The organism is Halomonas qinghailakensis, assembly GCF_025820815.1.
GTDB lineage: Bacteria > Pseudomonadota > Gammaproteobacteria > Pseudomonadales > Halomonadaceae > Vreelandella > Vreelandella qaidamensis.
Window position 1 is genome coordinate 1,063,535 of the sequence record NZ_CP096973.1, and the last position, 16,805, is coordinate 1,080,339.

The following is a 16,805-nucleotide window of genomic DNA, read 5'->3' on the forward strand; positions in this document are numbered from 1 at the left end:
CCGAGCTAAACGCTCCTTTCCCAGGCGAGTGCAGCATCGCGCCCCCGTTGTTCATTAACCACAGCGCATATCAGCATCGCGATAACAAACAGTGCCACACATAGTAGGATAGACGCTTGCAGACCAATTAACGTTTGCAAAACGCCTAGCATGACAATTCCAAATACCCCTGCCAATTTATTAGCCAGCCCCCAAAAGCCGAAAAACTCGGCGGACTTCTCCAGTGGCGAAAACAAGCCTACCAGCGCCCTGCTGGCTGACTGGCTAGACCCCAGGCTAAGACCTGCCAAACAGCCAACTACCAGGAAAACGTGCTGTGCCTGCCACTCTACGGCATAACGGCTATTCACCCAGTCGGTTAGCTCTGGCGTCGCCCATATTGCGATAATAGCGATGACCCAAAGTGCCAAGGTCATTTGATATGTGCGTTTGGCACCCAGCTTATCCTGTAGAAACCCGAACCCCAACGCGCCTGCCGCTGCCGTTACTTGCACAATAATAAACATAATATTGCGCACACCCTCTTCCCAACCAATTACTTGAGCGCCATAAATAAAGGCAAACGCAATAATGATGTAGACACCTGCCATCGAGAATAGCAGCGAGACTAAGAAGATAGTTAAGTCTTTAAAATAGCGCAGCTCGGCAAACGTTGAACGCACACGCTGCATCGCAATACGTCGATAGGAAACACCATGGGGCTGAGGAACACCACGCTCTTTCATCCACAGAAAAGTGGGTATAGCCGCCACCAAGAAAAAACCTGCAGCAAAGGGCCCCACCCAACGTATGCGCTCAAAGTTGTCGGCGGTGGCCTCCCCCAGCACCATCAGTGTAAAACCAGCAGCAAAAAGGCCTCCAATATAGCCAAGCGCCCAACCAAATCCTGAAATTTTACCTAGCGCATCAGGCGGCCCTAACTCTGGCAAAAAAGCGGCAATAAACGACTCACCCATCGAATAAGCGTAGTTTGACAGTATGATTAACAGCAGCCCCACCACCACATAGCCAGGCTCGACAAAGTACAGCATGGCAGTAGTTGCCACGGTGGCGAGGTAACTAATTAATAAAAAGCGCTTTTTTTCTGCTCGATAATCCATCACCGCGCCGCATAGCGGGGCAGTTAATACGACCATGAGATAGCTCAATGCCAACGCGAGACTCCACAAAAAATTCGCTAGGCGAAAGCCATCTCCTCGATCGCCTACAATGACCGTTGTGAAAAGCTCTCCAAACACAACGGTGATAATCAGCAAGGTGTAAGCTTGGTTGGCAAAATCAAACATTGCCCAGCCAAATATTTCACGTCGCGATGCGTAGGTGGGAGCAACCTTGGCGGGGTTAGCAGGCAGCATGCAGGCTCTCTCAAAAAGTGTGTAGTAGCGTCATCACCATATTAACGGCAGTTAGTTCATGACGATAAGATGGCATGTGGTTATTCAGAAAAGCGGCTTAACCGCGGTCGGGGCCTTAAAAAAACAAACGCTCGGCATAGCCGAGCGTAACGCGCTGATCGTTGTTGCTGAACCATCCATGGCAATCCAATTCATAGCAACCAGTGGGCTGCCACGGCCGCAGTACCCACCACCATCGCTGTGACCACAGCAACGGTGACAATGCGATCCAGCCAGCGATCAAAAACCACTCTTTTGGGCTTTTTCCTCGTGGCACCGTGGTGTCCTTGCCGGGCCATTAGCACGCCTTGTCCATGTGTGCGTTCCCTGTAAATAAGCGAATGATTTAGCTATTAATACGCCGATTGACGACGCTTGGAGCACGGCGTAGGCGCTCTTCTTCACCCAACTGCTCCGCTTCAAACGCATCGGCACCCACTGGCGTTTCCCCATGGCGACGATATAACTGCGTCAGCATCGCTTTGCGGTCAGCCCTTAGCTCGCGAACTAACACTACAATCATCATATACAAAATAAAGGTAAACGGTAATGCTGAAAGCACTGCTGCCGACTGGAGACCAGAAAGCCCCCCCGCCACTATTAACGTTAAGCAAATCGCCGCGATCAAAACTCCCCAAATAATGCGCTTGTATAGAGGTGGATTGATAGAACCGTTATCGGTCATTTGCGCCACGATATAAGACGCAGAGTCAGCTGACGTTACCAGGAAAATAAAGATAAGCATCATAGCTACTACCGACAATACCCCGGTGAAAGGCATCAGCTCGAACATCTCGAATAACGCTACGGTAATATTGGCTTCAGTAGCGGCCGCCAACCCTACATCACTGCCCGACATTTCCAAATTAAGCGCAGCACCGCCAAATACGCCAATCCATAAACAGGCCAATAGCGGCGGCACAAACAGTACGCCAAAGACATACTCCTTAATCGTACGACCTCGAGAAACCCGTGCCACAAAGGTACCGACAAAGGGAGACCAGGCAATCACCCATGCCCAATAGAAGATAGTCCAGCTGCTCGCCCACTCGTTATCGCTATAAGGGGAAATCCGCAGACTCATACCGATAAAATTTTGTAAGTAATCACCAATACCTAAGGTAATAGTCTCTAAAATAGCAACGGTAGGGCCGGTAATTAACACATATAGCATCAAGCCAATACATAAAATCATGTTTAGGTTTGATAATCGCTTAATCCCTTTATCCAAGCCTGACCAGGTCGATGCCATATAAGCACAGAACATGACAAACAGAATAACAAACTGCCAAAAGCCATTTTCCGGCAAACCGAACACCGCATTAAGGCCACCATTCATTTGCAACACACCTAAACCAAGCGAAGTGGCAACCCCCATAACGGTGGCAACCACGGCAAAAATATCCAACCATGATGCGTAAGGGCGAACGCGGGGATGTTTAGCCGTCACCGAAGAGAGTACAGAAGACACCAGCCCGGCTTGCCCTTTCCGAAATTGAAAGTAGGCAATAATCAAGCCCACAACAGAAAACGCCGCCCACTGGTGGATGCCCCAGTTAAAGTAGCTGTATTGGATGGCATAGCGTGCGGCAGCATCCGTTTCGGCAGGAACATCGCCATAAGGGGGATTAATATAGTGAGTCATTGGCTCAGCCATCCCATAGAACACCAGCCCGACGCCAAAACCGGCAGCCAGCAACATGCTAATCCAAGAGAAAAAACTGTAGCTAGGCGTGCTATCTTGAGGGCCAAGACGCACTTTTCCGTACTTACTCAGTGCAAGTCCGATCAAAAAAACCACAAAACCAAATACTGAAAATAAGTAAAACCAGCCAAACAGCTCAGTAATTGATGTAAGCGCTGCTTGGGCTGCATTACCAAAGCCTTCTGGAAATGCAGCGCCAATAATAACTAAGCCGAATATAATGATCGCTGATGCGACAAAAACCGACTTACCGCCATGATTTGCCATATAACCATCCTGTTAGATGAGCGTTGTGTACCATAATGCAAACGGTACAGATAAATGCTGGCATTATGAAATACCGAATGTATACCAGTTACTTAACATCAAACGTACCAAGTTAGGCCATTAACCTAACATAGGCATATAACGGGTTGCCGCCCCCAAAATAAAGAAATGTTAACCCAGGCCAGGAACTTGACACCCCGTCTGTGTTCCAACAAATGCATACGAACGATGGAGGCTTTCATGCCGCAAATGAATCGCGATCAACGCAATGCCGCGTGGCAAGCTGCTAACCAGTGGCGTGCACGGGCAGCCCAAACCCAGCCAACTGGTCTAATGGGTAGCTTTAAACTGCTACTAACATGGCTAGCGTTTGGAGCGCTGATGATCGTTGGTGTCGTGCTCGGACTTTTTTTCCTGCTTATCGGATGGGCAATGATGCCTTTTGTCCGCCATAAAATGAAAAAACGCATGGAGCAAATGCGCGCTGACCATGCTCAGGATATCGGTGGTGGTTACGCTCACAGTGATGCATCTAAGGGCCAGTACGATGCACTAGAAGGTAGTTACGAAGTTAAAGACGAACACCGCCGTTCTTAATCAACCGTTGAATATCGCCGCTGTTAAGGCGGCGCTTGTATCCAGGCAAATGCCGCTGCTAATGTCAGCGGCATAACGATTAAGCTACCTAAATTGCCGATCAGCACCAATGAAGCCACTTTTTGTGGGGCGAGTTTATACTGCTCTGCCACTAAGTAATTCAGAACTGCAGGTGGCAGTGCAGCAAACACCAGTAGCACGGCCGTTTGTAGCGGATTTAACGGCAGTAACCACATGAGTGGAAGTGCGATCACTATGCCAGAAAGCGGACACAGCACCGCGCCTAACAGGCCAGTCCGCCAGTCACTAAAGTCAATTTCTAGTAGCCGAACGCCCAGCGCGAACAGCATCAGTGGAATACAGATACCACCAAGCATATGCATTGCTTCCAACAACCAGCTCGGCAGCGGCACGCTTCCCACATTAACTACCAACCCTGCTAGGCTTGCAGCAACAATGGGCATGCGTAACAGTCGCCAAAGTGACGTGCGTGGGTCCAACATATAAAGACCCACTGAGAAGTGCAGTAGCATCTCGACAATAAACACGACCACTGCGGCTGGCAGCACCTCTGGCCCAAAAGCAAGCACCAATAGTGGCACCCCCATATTGCCAGAGTTATTAAACATCATTGGCGGCAAAAACACTTTTGTATCCAGCGACAGCCATTTAGCTACCGGCCAAAGCACCAAACCAGACCCAAGCACTACGGCCACCGCCGCAATGGCAAGCCACGCATAATCTGCTAAAGGGGCTTGGCGATCTGCCAGCACAGCAAATACCAGCAGTGGAACAAATAGCTCCATATTGAGCGTATTGAGACTACGAATATCAGGGTTACGGTAACGCCCATAGACCGCACCACAGCCAGCAATTAAGAACACCGGTAACAAAGTGGCAAGAATATGACCGATCATGCGCCCTCCGCCGATCGGAGGGTGTAAAGACGAACTGTAGCTGGCATAGGGAGTACATCCTTATTGTTATCAGGCTATCTTCCCTATCGATGCTACTGAAAAACACTCACCTCGCCAATCAAGGTTCAAGAAAACGCTGCCAAAGTGCGATAACCACATCACGATGGGCTTTGAATGCCTGTGCATCAACGATGGTTTTTTCCCCAGTTAACGCCGCACGATGGGTATGGCTACGATAAGCGAGATACGCTTCCCGAAGCTGCTCCGCTTCTGACTCGGTGAGATGCCCACTCTGCGCGAGAGTTTCTAAAATGCGGATATTATCGCTATACGTTATTAATGCAGGTGTGTCGTGAGCGAGTGATAACACTGCGTACTGGCAGAGAAATTCAATATCGACCATGCCTCCCGCATCATGCTTCAGGCTAAACACTTCCCCTTCTGCATTATCTGGCTGTCCTTTTGAACCCTGACCTTTTGAACCCTGACCTTTTGAACCAAGGTGATCACGCATTTTATGGCGCATGTTAACAACATCGTCTCTCAGAGCGTGTGGGTCACGCTCACGACACAACATTTCACCACGGATTGCATCAAATTTTTCCGCAAGCTTAGTATTTCCTGCTACGACGCGAGCGCGTACTAACGCCTGATGTTCCCAGGTCCAGGCGTTTTGGCGCTGATACTCTGCAAAGGCATCTAATGAGGTAACCAACAAACCTGCGTTGCCCGAGGGGCGCAGGCGCATATCCACTTCGTAGAGACTACCCGCCGGAGTTATGGCCGTTAATAGATGAATAATGCGCTGGCCTAATCGCGTAAAAAAGACTGGCGTATCAATAGGCCTAGCGCCATCGGTGACTCCCTTCCCATCACTATCATGAAGAAACACTAAGTCCAGATCAGAGCCATAACCAAGTTCAATGCCCCCCAGCTTGCCATACCCTACAATCAGAAACGCTGGCTCCTGTGTATTGAGACCTTCTGGCACACCATGTTTACGCGTGACATGTTTCCACGCCATCGCTAGCACGGCATCCAAAATAACTTCAGCGATATACGTTAAGTAGTCGCTCACCTTCATCAAATGGCGTGTTCCGGCGATATCCGAGGCAGCAACGTGAAGCATCTGCGCATGCTTAAACACGCGAAGTGCTTCCAGCTGCGCCTCATCATCATCTTCTGGCAAGCGGCTCAACGTTTGGCGTAGCTCGTCTGCCAAACGTGACTTGTCAGCGGGGGTGTAGAGCGTGTCCGGCGTTAGTAGCTCATCAAGCAGGATGGGGTAGCGCGCCAGCTGTTCAGCAATCCAGTGACTGGACGAGCACAGTTTCATTAGGTGCTCAAGCGCTTGGGGGTTTTCACGCAGCAGTGCAAGGTAGGCGGTACGCCTTAACACTGATTCGATCAGCGGTTGAACGCCGCTAAGCGCGTTATCCGGTAAGTCACTTTCCGCAACCGCAACCAGCAGTAGTGGCATAAGCGCATCCAGCCGTTCAAAGCCAATACGCTGCATACTTTGTACCTGGCGGGAGTGGTAAAGACCATGCAGTCGTTTAAGCGCTTTCGCAGGTTCAAGAAAACCGGCATCAGTCAACAATGCTAACGCTTCTTCTTGCTCTAGCTCGCCGCGCCACAGTAACCGCCACTGCGACAGGCCAAGGTTGTCGTCGCTGCTTTCTGAATCGCTATCCTCTTCTGGATCCGCGATCACTGCATCAAAGTGCTGACGGACGCGTTCGCGCACTTCATCCAACTGCGCGATGAGCCCAGGCCAGTCTTCATGCCCCAAGGCAAAAGCGACCCGTTCACGGTCTTCATCATCAACGGGGAGCGTTTGGGTTTGGCGGTCTTCTAGCGCCTGAATAGCGTGCTCCACATCACGAAGATACGCATAATCCGGCAGCAGATCGTCAACGACCGTTTGGGGTAATAGCCCCAGCTCGGGCAGCCGGTTCAGGGCAGTCTTAAGCGACGTCACTTGAAGCTCGGTATCGCGCCCACCGCGAATCAACTGAAACGCCTGTACCACAAACTCAACTTCTCGGATTCCACCAGGGCCTAGCTTGATATTACTTTGCATGCCCTTGCGCTTTACCTCGCGATTGATCATCGCCTTGAGTTCACGTAGCGACTCAATTGCACCAAAATCCAGGTAGCGGCGGTAAACAAACGGTCTGAGACTAGCGAGCAGCTCATGCCCCCCGTCAATATCTCCTGCGACGGGGCGAGCCTTGAGCATGGCATAGCGTTCCCACTCACGGCCTTGGTCTTGATAGTAACTGGAAAGCATCGAAAAACTGCCCACCAGTGGGCCACCGTCTCCTAGTGGGCGTAGCCGCATATCGACTCGAAAGACAAAACCGTCGGCCGTCATGGCATCTAAAGCAGCAATCAGCTTCTGGCCAAGCTTGGTGAAATACTCCTGGTGTTCAAGAGGCTTACGCCCCCCTTCGGTCTCGCCTTTTTCAGGAAAGGCGAAGATCAGGTCGATATCAGATGAGAGATTGAGCTCTCCCGCGCCGAGCTTACCCATGCCCAGTACGACAAGCCGCTGATCCGAGCCGTCCGCACGCGTCGCAGGCACCCCCCAGCGAGGGGCATAAAAACGCTCAAGCCAGCTTAGCGCAGCTTCAATACAAACTTCCGCCAGCCACGAGACCGCCTGAGCGGTGTCCCACATGGTGTAACCGTCAGGGCGATTCAGGTCACGCCATACAATGCCAAGCATGCGGGCACGACGAAAACGGCGGATAGCACGATGCATAGCCTCTTCTTCATCGGCATTCTCCAGCGCATCATCCAACCAGCTTGCTTGCATTTCTTTACTTGCCGTCGCATCCAGCTCACCAGCCACATCCAAATCAATTAGCCAGTGGGGAAAGCGCGCTAAGGTATCTAGGGCAAAGCTTGAGATAGAAACGACTTTCGCTAACGCTTCACGGCGCGTGTTGGAAAGTGCCTCCCAACTGCTAGAAGGCAACGGTTGCTTGGTCATTGAGGCAATATTATCAGCTTGGCTAAGCGCTTCACTTAACCGCTGCCATGCACGCTGTGCAGAAGGCCTAAGCGCTATTGGCAACTCATCCTGGGGTAAAAACGCGTCGTTTAACTGCATAACCACCTCTCCGCCAAGCATCTATTATGTTTGTTAATGGAGCTAACCACTGTATGAGTTGCGTGGCAGCAAATTAGCCCATCAGTTTTTGCCAGCCTAACAGCCCCCAGGTTAAGCCTGCCATGATCAACGACAGCATAACCGCCGCCGAGCCAATATCTTTAGCACGCCCTGAAAGTACGTGATGCTCGGTGCCAATGCGGTCAACAACATTCTCGATGGCACTATTAAGCAGCTCCACAATTAGCACAAGAAACAGGCTGCCAACCAGCAGCAGCCAGCTAATAGGCCCTTCTCCAATCCACCAAGCCAGCGGCAGCAATACCGCTGCAATAACCACTTCTTGTCGAAACGCAGCTTCATTTCTGAAAGCGGCTTTTAGCCCTTTCCATGAATAGCGCGTTGAGTGCAGTAAATGGGTTAATCCCGTATGTCCTGGCTTCATGCCCGTTGCCTCGGCGGTAAAATTAAGATTAATTAGCCAATATCATCGCATCTAAATCCAGCGACAGCGGATCTAACACCTCGGGCCAACTAAGATAAGGGGTACTGCCGCTACCGTTAACTAGCACACTAAACACGCCCCAACGCCCCTGAGAAGTACGGAAATAGCCAGCGACAGCACGAACAGCAAACGGCTGATTGAGCGTACCTGTTTTCAACATGACGTTATTCTGGAAGGTCGGTGATCCACGGCGAATAAAGCGCATAACCCCATTGGCGGGCGATTGAAAGGAAGCAACAAAGCTAGGGAACAAGGCACTTTGGTGAAACATGTCCTCCAACATCACATTGACACCATGAGCGGAGGTACGGTTATCCGTCGTCAACCCACTACCGCTATGTAACGTCAGCGGCCCGTGGCCGGACAAGCTCTGCGCATAGGCTTCTATCGCCTGTCCTGCCTGGCGCAGTTGCGCCTGGGGTGTTTCCACCAGATTCAGCGCCAGCACATCAGCCATATAATTATTAGAGTAGTTCATGGTACGCAGCAGCAGCTCCTGGAGCGGTTTACTATCCACTGCCGCTAAACGCTGCGCACTGCTAGGTGGTTGTGTTGAACTAACCCGCCATGGGTCACGCACGCTGACACCTGCCTGATTTAGCATGCTCAACAATACTTGTGCCGTTTTCTCTGCTGCATCGCCGGCGCCACGGTAAACATCACGGGCGGAAGCATTGGTTGAAATCTGCCCAGTGAGGCGCAGGACATCACCACGCTCGTCGGTAATGCGCTCTGCACTGATGTCAGTGCCGCTATTTGCCGGGCGCGTGATAACTTGGTTATCAATCGCAACTAGCGGCGCCTGACTATCGCATAATCCCACGCGTGCAGGCTCTCCCGCTGCTGCCGCAGGGGCTATATTGGCGCACCAGCTACCAAAGTTGACACCTGCCGAGGTGAGCGGCGCACTGTAAGCGTTGGTGACACGGGTACGTGCATTACAACGGTCTGTGGTAATACATTCCACAGGACCAAAGCGCCACTGACTAACAATCAACGCGCCATCCACTTCGCGCACACCGGCCAGCTGCAGGCGCTGAACTAACCGCCAAAGGTCTTCAGTAGTCAGTCCTGGATCCCCCCCACCTTCGAATACCAAGTCGCCGCGCAACACGCCATTATCCACGTTGCCTGTGCTGACGAGTTGGCTGGTAAAGCGATGCTGGGGCCCAAAACGATTGAGTGCCGCAGCAGACAGATAAGCTTTAGTGACCGAAGCTGGCGACAGCTGACGATCAGGGTTTAGGCTACCCAATAATGCATTACTGCCGGTATCCGCATCGAGTAAGCGCGCTTCAGCGCTAATAGAGAAGCCTTTGCTTTCTAACTGACCAAGGCGGCTGAAGTCGGCATACAGTGCTGGGCTTGCACACAAGACAGTGCTGGCTACACCAATGACTAATGCCCGACGCCAGCGGCATATGGATGATTTAACCAAATGATTAACCGCTGAAAACTTCATATCCGAGCACTTAATATCCGAGCACTTAATATCTGAGCACGTCACGCTTACCTTCCTCAATGCACGTTCATTTTTGAAAAGACTTGAAGTACGACTACTCCAGCCACGATCAAACTAATGCCAATAACGGCGGGTAGATCAGGTTTTTCGCCGAAAACCACAATACCAACCAGCGTGACCAATACGATGCCCAAACCTGCCCAAATGGCGTAGGCAATACCCACAGGCAAGGTCCGTAACACGAGGCTCAACAAATAAAACGCTACGCCGTAACCAACAACAACCATGACGCTTGGAAGCGGTCGCGTGAACCCCATTGAAGACTTGAGAGCACTAGTAGCGATAACTTCGGCAACAATAGCCAGCACTAGATATACAAACGTCATGTCCGCTCCAATTCAATCTGCAACTGCCAAAGCGCTTGCCCGCTTTGATCATACTTTGCTTCAAATGGCGTTAGATAGCTGCCGTTAGGAGCCAACGAGGCAATCAATGCCTGCTTACCCGTTACCAGAGCGGTCGCCAGAGCAAACTCTTCCACATATAACTGCCAGTTGGTTCGCACTTCTAAATGCCCACCAAGGGCTAGCAGTGTGGGGAAAACAGGATGTCCATGCCAGCGCATTTTTAAATGCGCTGCTTTTGGGTAAGGGTTGGGGTAAAGCAGATAGTGGCGCTCGGGCGCCCAGTTTGCTTGTTCAGCTAGACGCCAGAAATCGACAAGGTCAGCCCGCACCAACAGCGCATTAGTAGGCAGCTCACCATGATCTCGACGTAGCCGATCTTCGCTGCGGTCGATGCCGATCACCGCATGCGCTGGAAACCTCTCTGCTAAGCGGCGGGTCGAAAGACCCACGCCGCAACCGGCGTCTAAAATCAATGGCGCTTGCTGATTTATTAACCACGTTTGGGCATATTGAAACGCTTGTTGCGTATGCGCAGCGATTGGCTTCCGCAGCGGGTTTTCCAAGGCACGTGCCACCCGGCGTGCCACATCTTGATGCGGGCCTGGCTGATTGGAAACCACGGGTCGTGATGTATGCTGCATGCCATCCCCTGCTTAAAAAAAACGTGATTCTACCAGTCTACCGCGCACGCGGCATGACGCCGTTGTATGCCCGGTGCTATGATCACGCCCAAGCGTATTATTAAGCTCAGATGAGCAGCACTTTTTTGCTACGCCTCTGACAATAACTGTTACTAAAACCACCGCACCACGAGGAACCCGGCTTGTCACACTTACCGGTGATTGTCGGCATGGGCGGCATCAATCCCGCCGGCAGAACCTCGGGCCATCAGGCCTTCCGCCGCACCGTGCTTGATGCTCTTCCAGCTGACCAACAGCGCCAAACACTGGCAAGCTTGGCAGCGCTAATGCGCCTTGCCGAGCATTACGATAACGGCGGGCATGATAGCGCTGGCCAGGCCATTGCCCCTGCCGCTCAAACCCTGCGCGATCATGTGCTTAATCACACATTGATTCGGCGCAACGAAGACCCGCGCTTTCTCGCTCCCGGCTTGCCAGCCAACCGACGGGCAGAAATGACGCTAACCGAGCCGATGCGCTTTACCTTGCGCCGCCGCCAGCTTCCCGAACAGTTACCTGAAGGATGGCAGGTAGAGGACCTTGATGCGAAGGAAGTCGCTGTCACCGTGCCTGCGGGAAACTTTAGTGCCCTACTGCCTGACGCCTTAGAACCAAAGGTGCGTGCGGCTGCCCAACTGCCCAGTGGCTTCGACCCCGCCAGCCTTTACCGCAGCGTGCATCATCCACGCGGGCTGTCTATGGCAATATTTGCTGCTAGTGACTGCCTAGGTGCCAGCGGGCTCGCTTGGGAATCGATTCGCCAACGGCTAGACCCTGACCATATTGCGGTATACGCGGGCAACTCCATCGGCCAGTTGGATGAGCAAGGATGGGGGGGGTTGCTCAAGAGCTTGGTTAGCGGTCAGCGCGCTACCTCTAAGCAAATGCCGCTAGGCTATGGGCAAATGCCTGCCGACTTCCTCAATGCCTATGTATTAGGCAGCGTGGGTAGTACTGGTGCAGCCCTAGGTGCCTGCGCCAGCTTTTTATATAATCTGCGCCTGGGTATTGATGACATCCGTGCCGGACGATGCCGGGTCGTTATGGTAGGCACCGCCGATGCGCCAATCACCCCCGAAATCATCGAAGGCTTTCGTGCCATGGGCGCATTGGCCGATGATGCCAGTCTGAAAGCACTGGATTCTTTAGAGCTGCTTACCAACGCCGACTACCAGCGCGCCTGTCGCCCGTTCGCGCGTAACTGTGGCTTCACCATGGCGGAAGCGAGCCAGTTCGTGCTGTTAATGGACGATGCGTTAGCGCTTGAATTAGGGGCGGATATTTTAGGTGCGGTGCCCGATGTATTCGTTAACGCCGACGGTTTTAAGCGCTCTATTTCCGCCCCCGGCATTGGCAACTACATCACCTTAGGTAAAGCCGCCGCTTTAGTAAAAGATATGCTGGGCGAAAAAGCGCTCAAAGAGCGTACCTTCCTGCATGCCCATGGCACCAGCACCCCTAAAAACCGTACTACCGAATCCCATGTTTTCGATGAAATTGCCCGCGCAAATGGTATCGAGAACTGGCCAGTGGTCGCCATTAAAGCATTTATCGGCCACTCCCAAGGGTCTGCAGCAGGCGACCAACTGGTAAGTGCACTGGGTAGCTTTGCCCATGGGCTGCTGCCCGGCATTCCCACCTTGGATGCAGTCGCGGATGATGTGTTCGCTAAGCGGCTTCGCTTTTCTACCACCCCAGTGGCGTTTGACGCCGATGCCGCTTTTATTAATGCCAAAGGGTTTGGCGGCAATAATGCCACCGGCGTAGTGCTCTCTCCCCAGGTCACCGAGCGCTTGCTCATCAAACGTCATGGTAGTGCAGCTATCAACGCTTGGAAAACACGCCGGGAAGCTGTTCGAGCAAATGCTGAGGCTTATTTAGAAAGTGCTGACCGTGGGCACTATGCGCCTCGCTATCAGTTCGGTGAAGCGGTACTCGAAGGCCCAGAGCTTGAGATTCATGCCGACCGTATTCATATTCCAGGTTATGAACACGCCGTTTCGCTCACGGCGGACAACCCTTTCGGTCAGCTTGACGAACAGGAGACACCAAAATGAGCGATCAACGTGTAAACATTGCTGTTTACCCTGGCACTTTTGACCCTATCACCAACGGCCACTTTGACCTTATTGAGCGCGGTGCGCGGATGTTCGATAAGGTAGTTATTGCGGTCGCAGCCAGCCCCGGCAAGCGGCCTAGCCTCGAGCTAGAAACTCGCATCGCGCTGGCCAAAACAGTGTGTGCTTCGCTACCTAACGTAGAGGTCATCGGCTTTTCAACACTGTTGACTACCATGATGCATGAACAGGGAGCCACCATTATTCTACGTGGCCTACGGGCTGTCTCGGATTTCGAATACGAACTACAGCTAGCCAATATGAATCGTGCGCAAAATCCTGAACTTGAGAGCGTATTTCTCACCCCAGCGGTGGAAAACTCCTATATTTCGTCCACTATTGTGCGAGAAATCGCCAAGCTGGGCGGCGATATTTCACCGCTTGTTCATCCGCAGGTCGCAGAGGCACTGCGTAAGCACTACACTATCTAGCTATCGATAATGTTGAGTAAAACGCTCAGGTATATCACTACCTGGGCGTTAAGCCATTCGTGAGGTATGCCCATGGCCCTAATGATCACCGACGAATGCATTAACTGCGACGTCTGCGAACCTGAATGCCCCAATGACGCCATCTCTCCTGGTGATGAGATTTACGTTATTGATCCCAATTTATGCACAGAATGTGTAGGGCACTTTGATGAGCCACAGTGCCAACAAGTGTGTCCAGTGGACTGTATTCCCCTCGACCCAGAGCGTCCCGAAAGCCACGAGAAGCTCATGGAGAAATACCGCATTATTACTGCGGCCTAGAGCCCTAAGACGTGCGTATTTGGACCCTTGCTTGGCCCATTATTCTTTCGAATATAACCGTTCCCTTATTGGGCCTGGTTGATACGGCGGTCGTCGGGCATCTGCCCGACTCTCGCTATTTGGCTGCCGTGACTCTCGGTGCAACGCTATTTAGCTTCCTCTACTGGGGATTTGGTTTTCTACGCATGGGCACCACCGGCCTAGTGGCCCAGGCAATTGGGCGCGAAGCGCATAGCGATGTGCGCAACTTGCTAGGTCAGTCACTCATTATGGCGTTCGTTATTGGCGCACTGCTGATTATCTTTGGCTCGCCACTGATTTCGCTCGGCCTATGGCTGTTAGATGGCAGCGAAGCGGCGACACCACTGGCACGTGAGTATGCTGAAATACGGCTTTGGTCAGCCCCGGCAGTGCTTGCGAACTACGCCATCCTCGGTTGGTTTTTGGGCCAACAGAATGCCCGCGTCACGCTAATGATTTTAGTGCTGACCAACAGCGTCAATATCGTGCTCGATCTTTGGTTTGTGGTGGGGCTAGGAATGACCAGCGGCGGCGTTGCCCTGGCCAGCGTAATTGCCGATTATAGTGCGCTCATCTTTGGTGGCTATTTAGTCCTACGCCAGCTTGGTCATCTGGAAGGCTGCTTTCAACGGCAGCGACTTTTGGTGCTATCAGCCTATTCAGCGCTATTTAGTGTTAACGCCAATTTGTTTGTGCGCACCTTAGGGCTGCTGTTTGCCATGGCCTTTTTTACCGCTCAAGGAGCGCGCCAGGGCGACACCGTATTAGCCGCTAATGCCGTGCTGTTGCAATTTATTATGCTGACTAGCTATGCACTCGATGGCTTCGCCCACGCAGCGGAATCGCTGGTGGGGCGCGCCTATGGGCGCCGAGACTGGGGTGAATTTGCCGCAACCGTTCGAGCGGCTGCGCGTTTCTCGTTATGGACAGCCACGGCAGCCACCCTTGCCTTCGCATTAGGCGGAAATTACTTAGTCGCCCTGCTGACAGGGCTAGCAGAAGTTCGTGCTACCGCCGCGAGCTACCTGCCGTGGATGATAGTGATGCCATTGATTGCCGTATGGAGCTATTTACTCGACGGCGTCTTTATTGGCACTACCGCCGTGCGCGAAATGCGCAACAGCATTTTTACCGGTTTAGCAGTTTACTTACCTGCTTGGTGGCTTTTTCAAGGGCTTGGCAACCATGGTTTGTGGCTAGCCTTTTCGCTCTTTATGCTCACACGCTCAGCGGTACTGATTGCCTACTATTACCACTATCGCCAACGCCATTGGTGCCCTCAAAATTAAAGCTTCCTATCGTGAAACCTACAACGCTAATCGCATGGCTCCGTTCCACCGTTGAAGCCCATCACGCTTAGTAGTTGCCAACTGGGCTACCGTAATAGGGTGTATCTAAGCAAGCGCCTAAATAAGCATCGGCATAAGTACCAGAGCAAGCACCTGACAATGGATGAAAAAATCGCTGTACCGCCGTATATTAGCCACGCACTTCCTAATAACGAATAAAGAGAGCACTCATGCTAAAACTCATATCAAAACCAGCCGTTAAGCTGGTTGAGCGCTACTTGCCAGATCCCTATATCTTTGTTCTGCTCCTTACGTTAATTGCCTCCATTGCTGCCATCGCCGTTGAGCGCCAAACGCCGTTGGCCGTACTGCGTATGTGGGGTGATGGTTTCTGGGGACTACTTACCTTCTCCATGCAGATGTTACTGGTGCTCGTCACTGGCTTTATGCTGGCAAGCTCGCCACCGGTAAAACGCATTCTGCAGAAAATCGCTAGCACCGCGAAAAGCCCTGGTGGCGCGATTATTTTAGTAACGCTCGTTTCGCTTGCTGCCAGTTGGATTAACTGGGGATTTGGGCTGGTTGTTGGGGCACTATTTGCCAAGGAACTCGCCCGTTTGATACGGGTCGACTACCGTCTTCTAGTTGCCAGCGCTTACTCTGGTTTCGTTGTATGGCATGGTGGCCTTGCGGGTTCCATTCCGCTAACCATTGCAACGGAAGGCCACTTCTCCGCTGACCAAATAGGCGTTATTGGTACCAGCTCGACTATTTTTGCCTTCTTTAACTTAGCAATTGTGATTTGTCTGTTTATCGCCGTACCGCTGGTTAACCGCTTGATGCTGCCAGATGAAAAAGACAGCGTGTATGTAGATGCCAAGCTGCTAGACGATGAACCTGAAGTTCAGGGCCGTATTACCCGCCCAGCGGAAAAGCTCGAGAACAGCATGCCGCTAGCCCTTTTAGTGGGCGTACCAGGGCTTCTGTTCCTGCTTGACCACTTTCTACTGCGTAGCGGTGGCTTAAACCTCAACGTCGTCAATTTCCTATTCTTATTCTTGGCTATTGTGCTGCATCGTACCCCACGCAACCTGCTCAATAGCTTAAATGAAGCTATTAAAGGCGGCGCAGGTATTGTCATTCAATTCCCCTTCTACGCAGGCATTATGGCCATCATGGTGCAGTCGGGATTGGCCCAAAGCATGTCGGAGTGGTTAGTCTCTTTCGCCACCGCGACTTCACTGCCTTTCTGGTCATTTCTAAGCGCGGGCATCGTAAACCTGTTCGTACCTTCCGGCGGAGGCCAATGGGCCGTTCAAGCGCCTGTTATGCTACCTGCCGCAGAAGCGCTGGGTGCTGACATTTCTCGTGTGGCTATGGCAGTCGCCTGGGGCGATGCCTGGACTAACTTATTACAGCCCTTCTGGGCACTGCCAGTATTGGCTATCGCAGGTCTGAAAGCGAAAGACATCATGGGCTTCTGCCTCATCCAGCTGTTTATCACCGGCATTATCATTTCTGTTGGCCTAGTATGGTTTTAAGAAGTGATAGCCATTAACGTCGCGATAGTTTTA

The 16,805-nt window shown here is 52.1% G+C and carries 14 protein-coding genes; 6 read left to right on the forward strand and 8 right to left on the reverse strand.

Annotation, left to right across the window (positions count from 1 at the left end; genetic code table 11):
• Positions 1–5 precede the first annotated feature (5 nt).
• The gene (locus M0220_RS04955) at positions 6–1,355 is read right to left on the reverse strand and encodes an MFS transporter (protein ID WP_030074774.1); all 1,350 of its coding nucleotides are present in this window, start codon (positions 1,353–1,355) and stop codon (positions 6–8) included.
• A 385-nt stretch (positions 1,356–1,740) separates the two neighbouring features.
• Positions 1,741–3,366 (reverse strand): BCCT family transporter, encoded by a 1,626-nt coding sequence (locus tag M0220_RS04960; protein WP_264018852.1) that lies wholly within the window; start codon positions 3,364–3,366, stop codon positions 1,741–1,743.
• Between the two features lie 240 nt (positions 3,367–3,606).
• Here M0220_RS04960 and M0220_RS04965 point away from each other — a divergent pair, with 240 nt between their 5' ends.
• A complete protein-coding gene (locus M0220_RS04965) occupies positions 3,607–3,963 on the forward strand; it encodes a hypothetical protein (protein ID WP_030074770.1) in 357 nt (118 codons plus the stop codon).
• 23 nt (positions 3,964–3,986) lie between these two features.
• Here M0220_RS04965 and M0220_RS04970 read toward each other — a convergent pair whose 3' ends face one another.
• From M0220_RS04970 to trmB, 6 genes are all read right to left on the reverse strand, one after another.
• A complete protein-coding gene (locus M0220_RS04970) occupies positions 3,987–4,880 on the reverse strand; it encodes an AEC family transporter (RefSeq protein WP_030074768.1) in 894 nt (297 codons plus the stop codon).
• A gap of 118 nt (positions 4,881–4,998) precedes the next feature.
• Entirely contained in the window at positions 4,999–7,998 is a 3,000-nt protein-coding gene (gene glnE, locus M0220_RS04975; protein WP_264018853.1) for a bifunctional [glutamate--ammonia ligase]-adenylyl-L-tyrosine phosphorylase/[glutamate--ammonia-ligase] adenylyltransferase, read from the reverse strand.
• Between the two features lie 73 nt (positions 7,999–8,071).
• Positions 8,072–8,443 (reverse strand): diacylglycerol kinase, encoded by a 372-nt coding sequence (locus M0220_RS04980; RefSeq protein WP_030074764.1) that lies wholly within the window; start codon positions 8,441–8,443, stop codon positions 8,072–8,074.
• Positions 8,444–8,471: 28 nt separating this feature from the next.
• A complete protein-coding gene (gene dacB, locus M0220_RS04985) occupies positions 8,472–9,965 on the reverse strand; it encodes a D-alanyl-D-alanine carboxypeptidase/D-alanyl-D-alanine endopeptidase (protein WP_051690215.1) in 1,494 nt (497 codons plus the stop codon).
• A 56-nt stretch (positions 9,966–10,021) separates the two neighbouring features.
• Positions 10,022–10,351, reverse strand: a complete 330-nt coding sequence (locus tag M0220_RS04990; protein ID WP_030074760.1) for a DMT family transporter — start codon at positions 10,349–10,351, stop codon at positions 10,022–10,024.
• Positions 10,348–11,013, reverse strand: a complete 666-nt coding sequence (gene trmB, locus M0220_RS04995) for a tRNA (guanine(46)-N(7))-methyltransferase TrmB (protein WP_030074758.1) — start codon at positions 11,011–11,013, stop codon at positions 10,348–10,350. The genes M0220_RS04990 and trmB overlap by 4 nt, the downstream gene beginning before the upstream one ends.
• A gap of 209 nt (positions 11,014–11,222) precedes the next feature.
• Between trmB and M0220_RS05000 the strand changes: the two genes are divergently transcribed.
• The 5 genes from M0220_RS05000 to M0220_RS05020 all read left to right on the forward strand — a co-directional run bounded on the left by M0220_RS05000 (position 11,223) and on the right by M0220_RS05020 (position 16,772).
• Positions 11,223–13,109: a beta-ketoacyl synthase gene (locus M0220_RS05000; protein WP_035537023.1), complete on the forward strand. Its 1,887-nt coding sequence runs from the start codon at positions 11,223–11,225 to the stop codon at positions 13,107–13,109.
• A complete protein-coding gene (gene coaD / locus M0220_RS05005; RefSeq protein WP_030074754.1) occupies positions 13,106–13,600 on the forward strand; it encodes a pantetheine-phosphate adenylyltransferase in 495 nt (164 codons plus the stop codon). The genes M0220_RS05000 and coaD overlap by 4 nt, the downstream gene beginning before the upstream one ends.
• A 72-nt stretch (positions 13,601–13,672) precedes the next feature.
• Positions 13,673–13,921, forward strand: a complete 249-nt coding sequence (locus tag M0220_RS05010; RefSeq protein ID WP_030074752.1) for a YfhL family 4Fe-4S dicluster ferredoxin — start codon at positions 13,673–13,675, stop codon at positions 13,919–13,921.
• Positions 13,922–13,932: 11 nt separating this feature from the next.
• Positions 13,933–15,231: an MATE family efflux transporter gene (locus M0220_RS05015; RefSeq protein WP_264018854.1), complete on the forward strand. Its 1,299-nt coding sequence runs from the start codon at positions 13,933–13,935 to the stop codon at positions 15,229–15,231.
• Positions 15,232–15,461: 230 nt separating this feature from the next.
• A complete protein-coding gene (locus M0220_RS05020) occupies positions 15,462–16,772 on the forward strand; it encodes a short-chain fatty acid transporter (protein ID WP_264018855.1) in 1,311 nt (436 codons plus the stop codon).
• Positions 16,773–16,805: the final 33 nt, after the last annotated feature.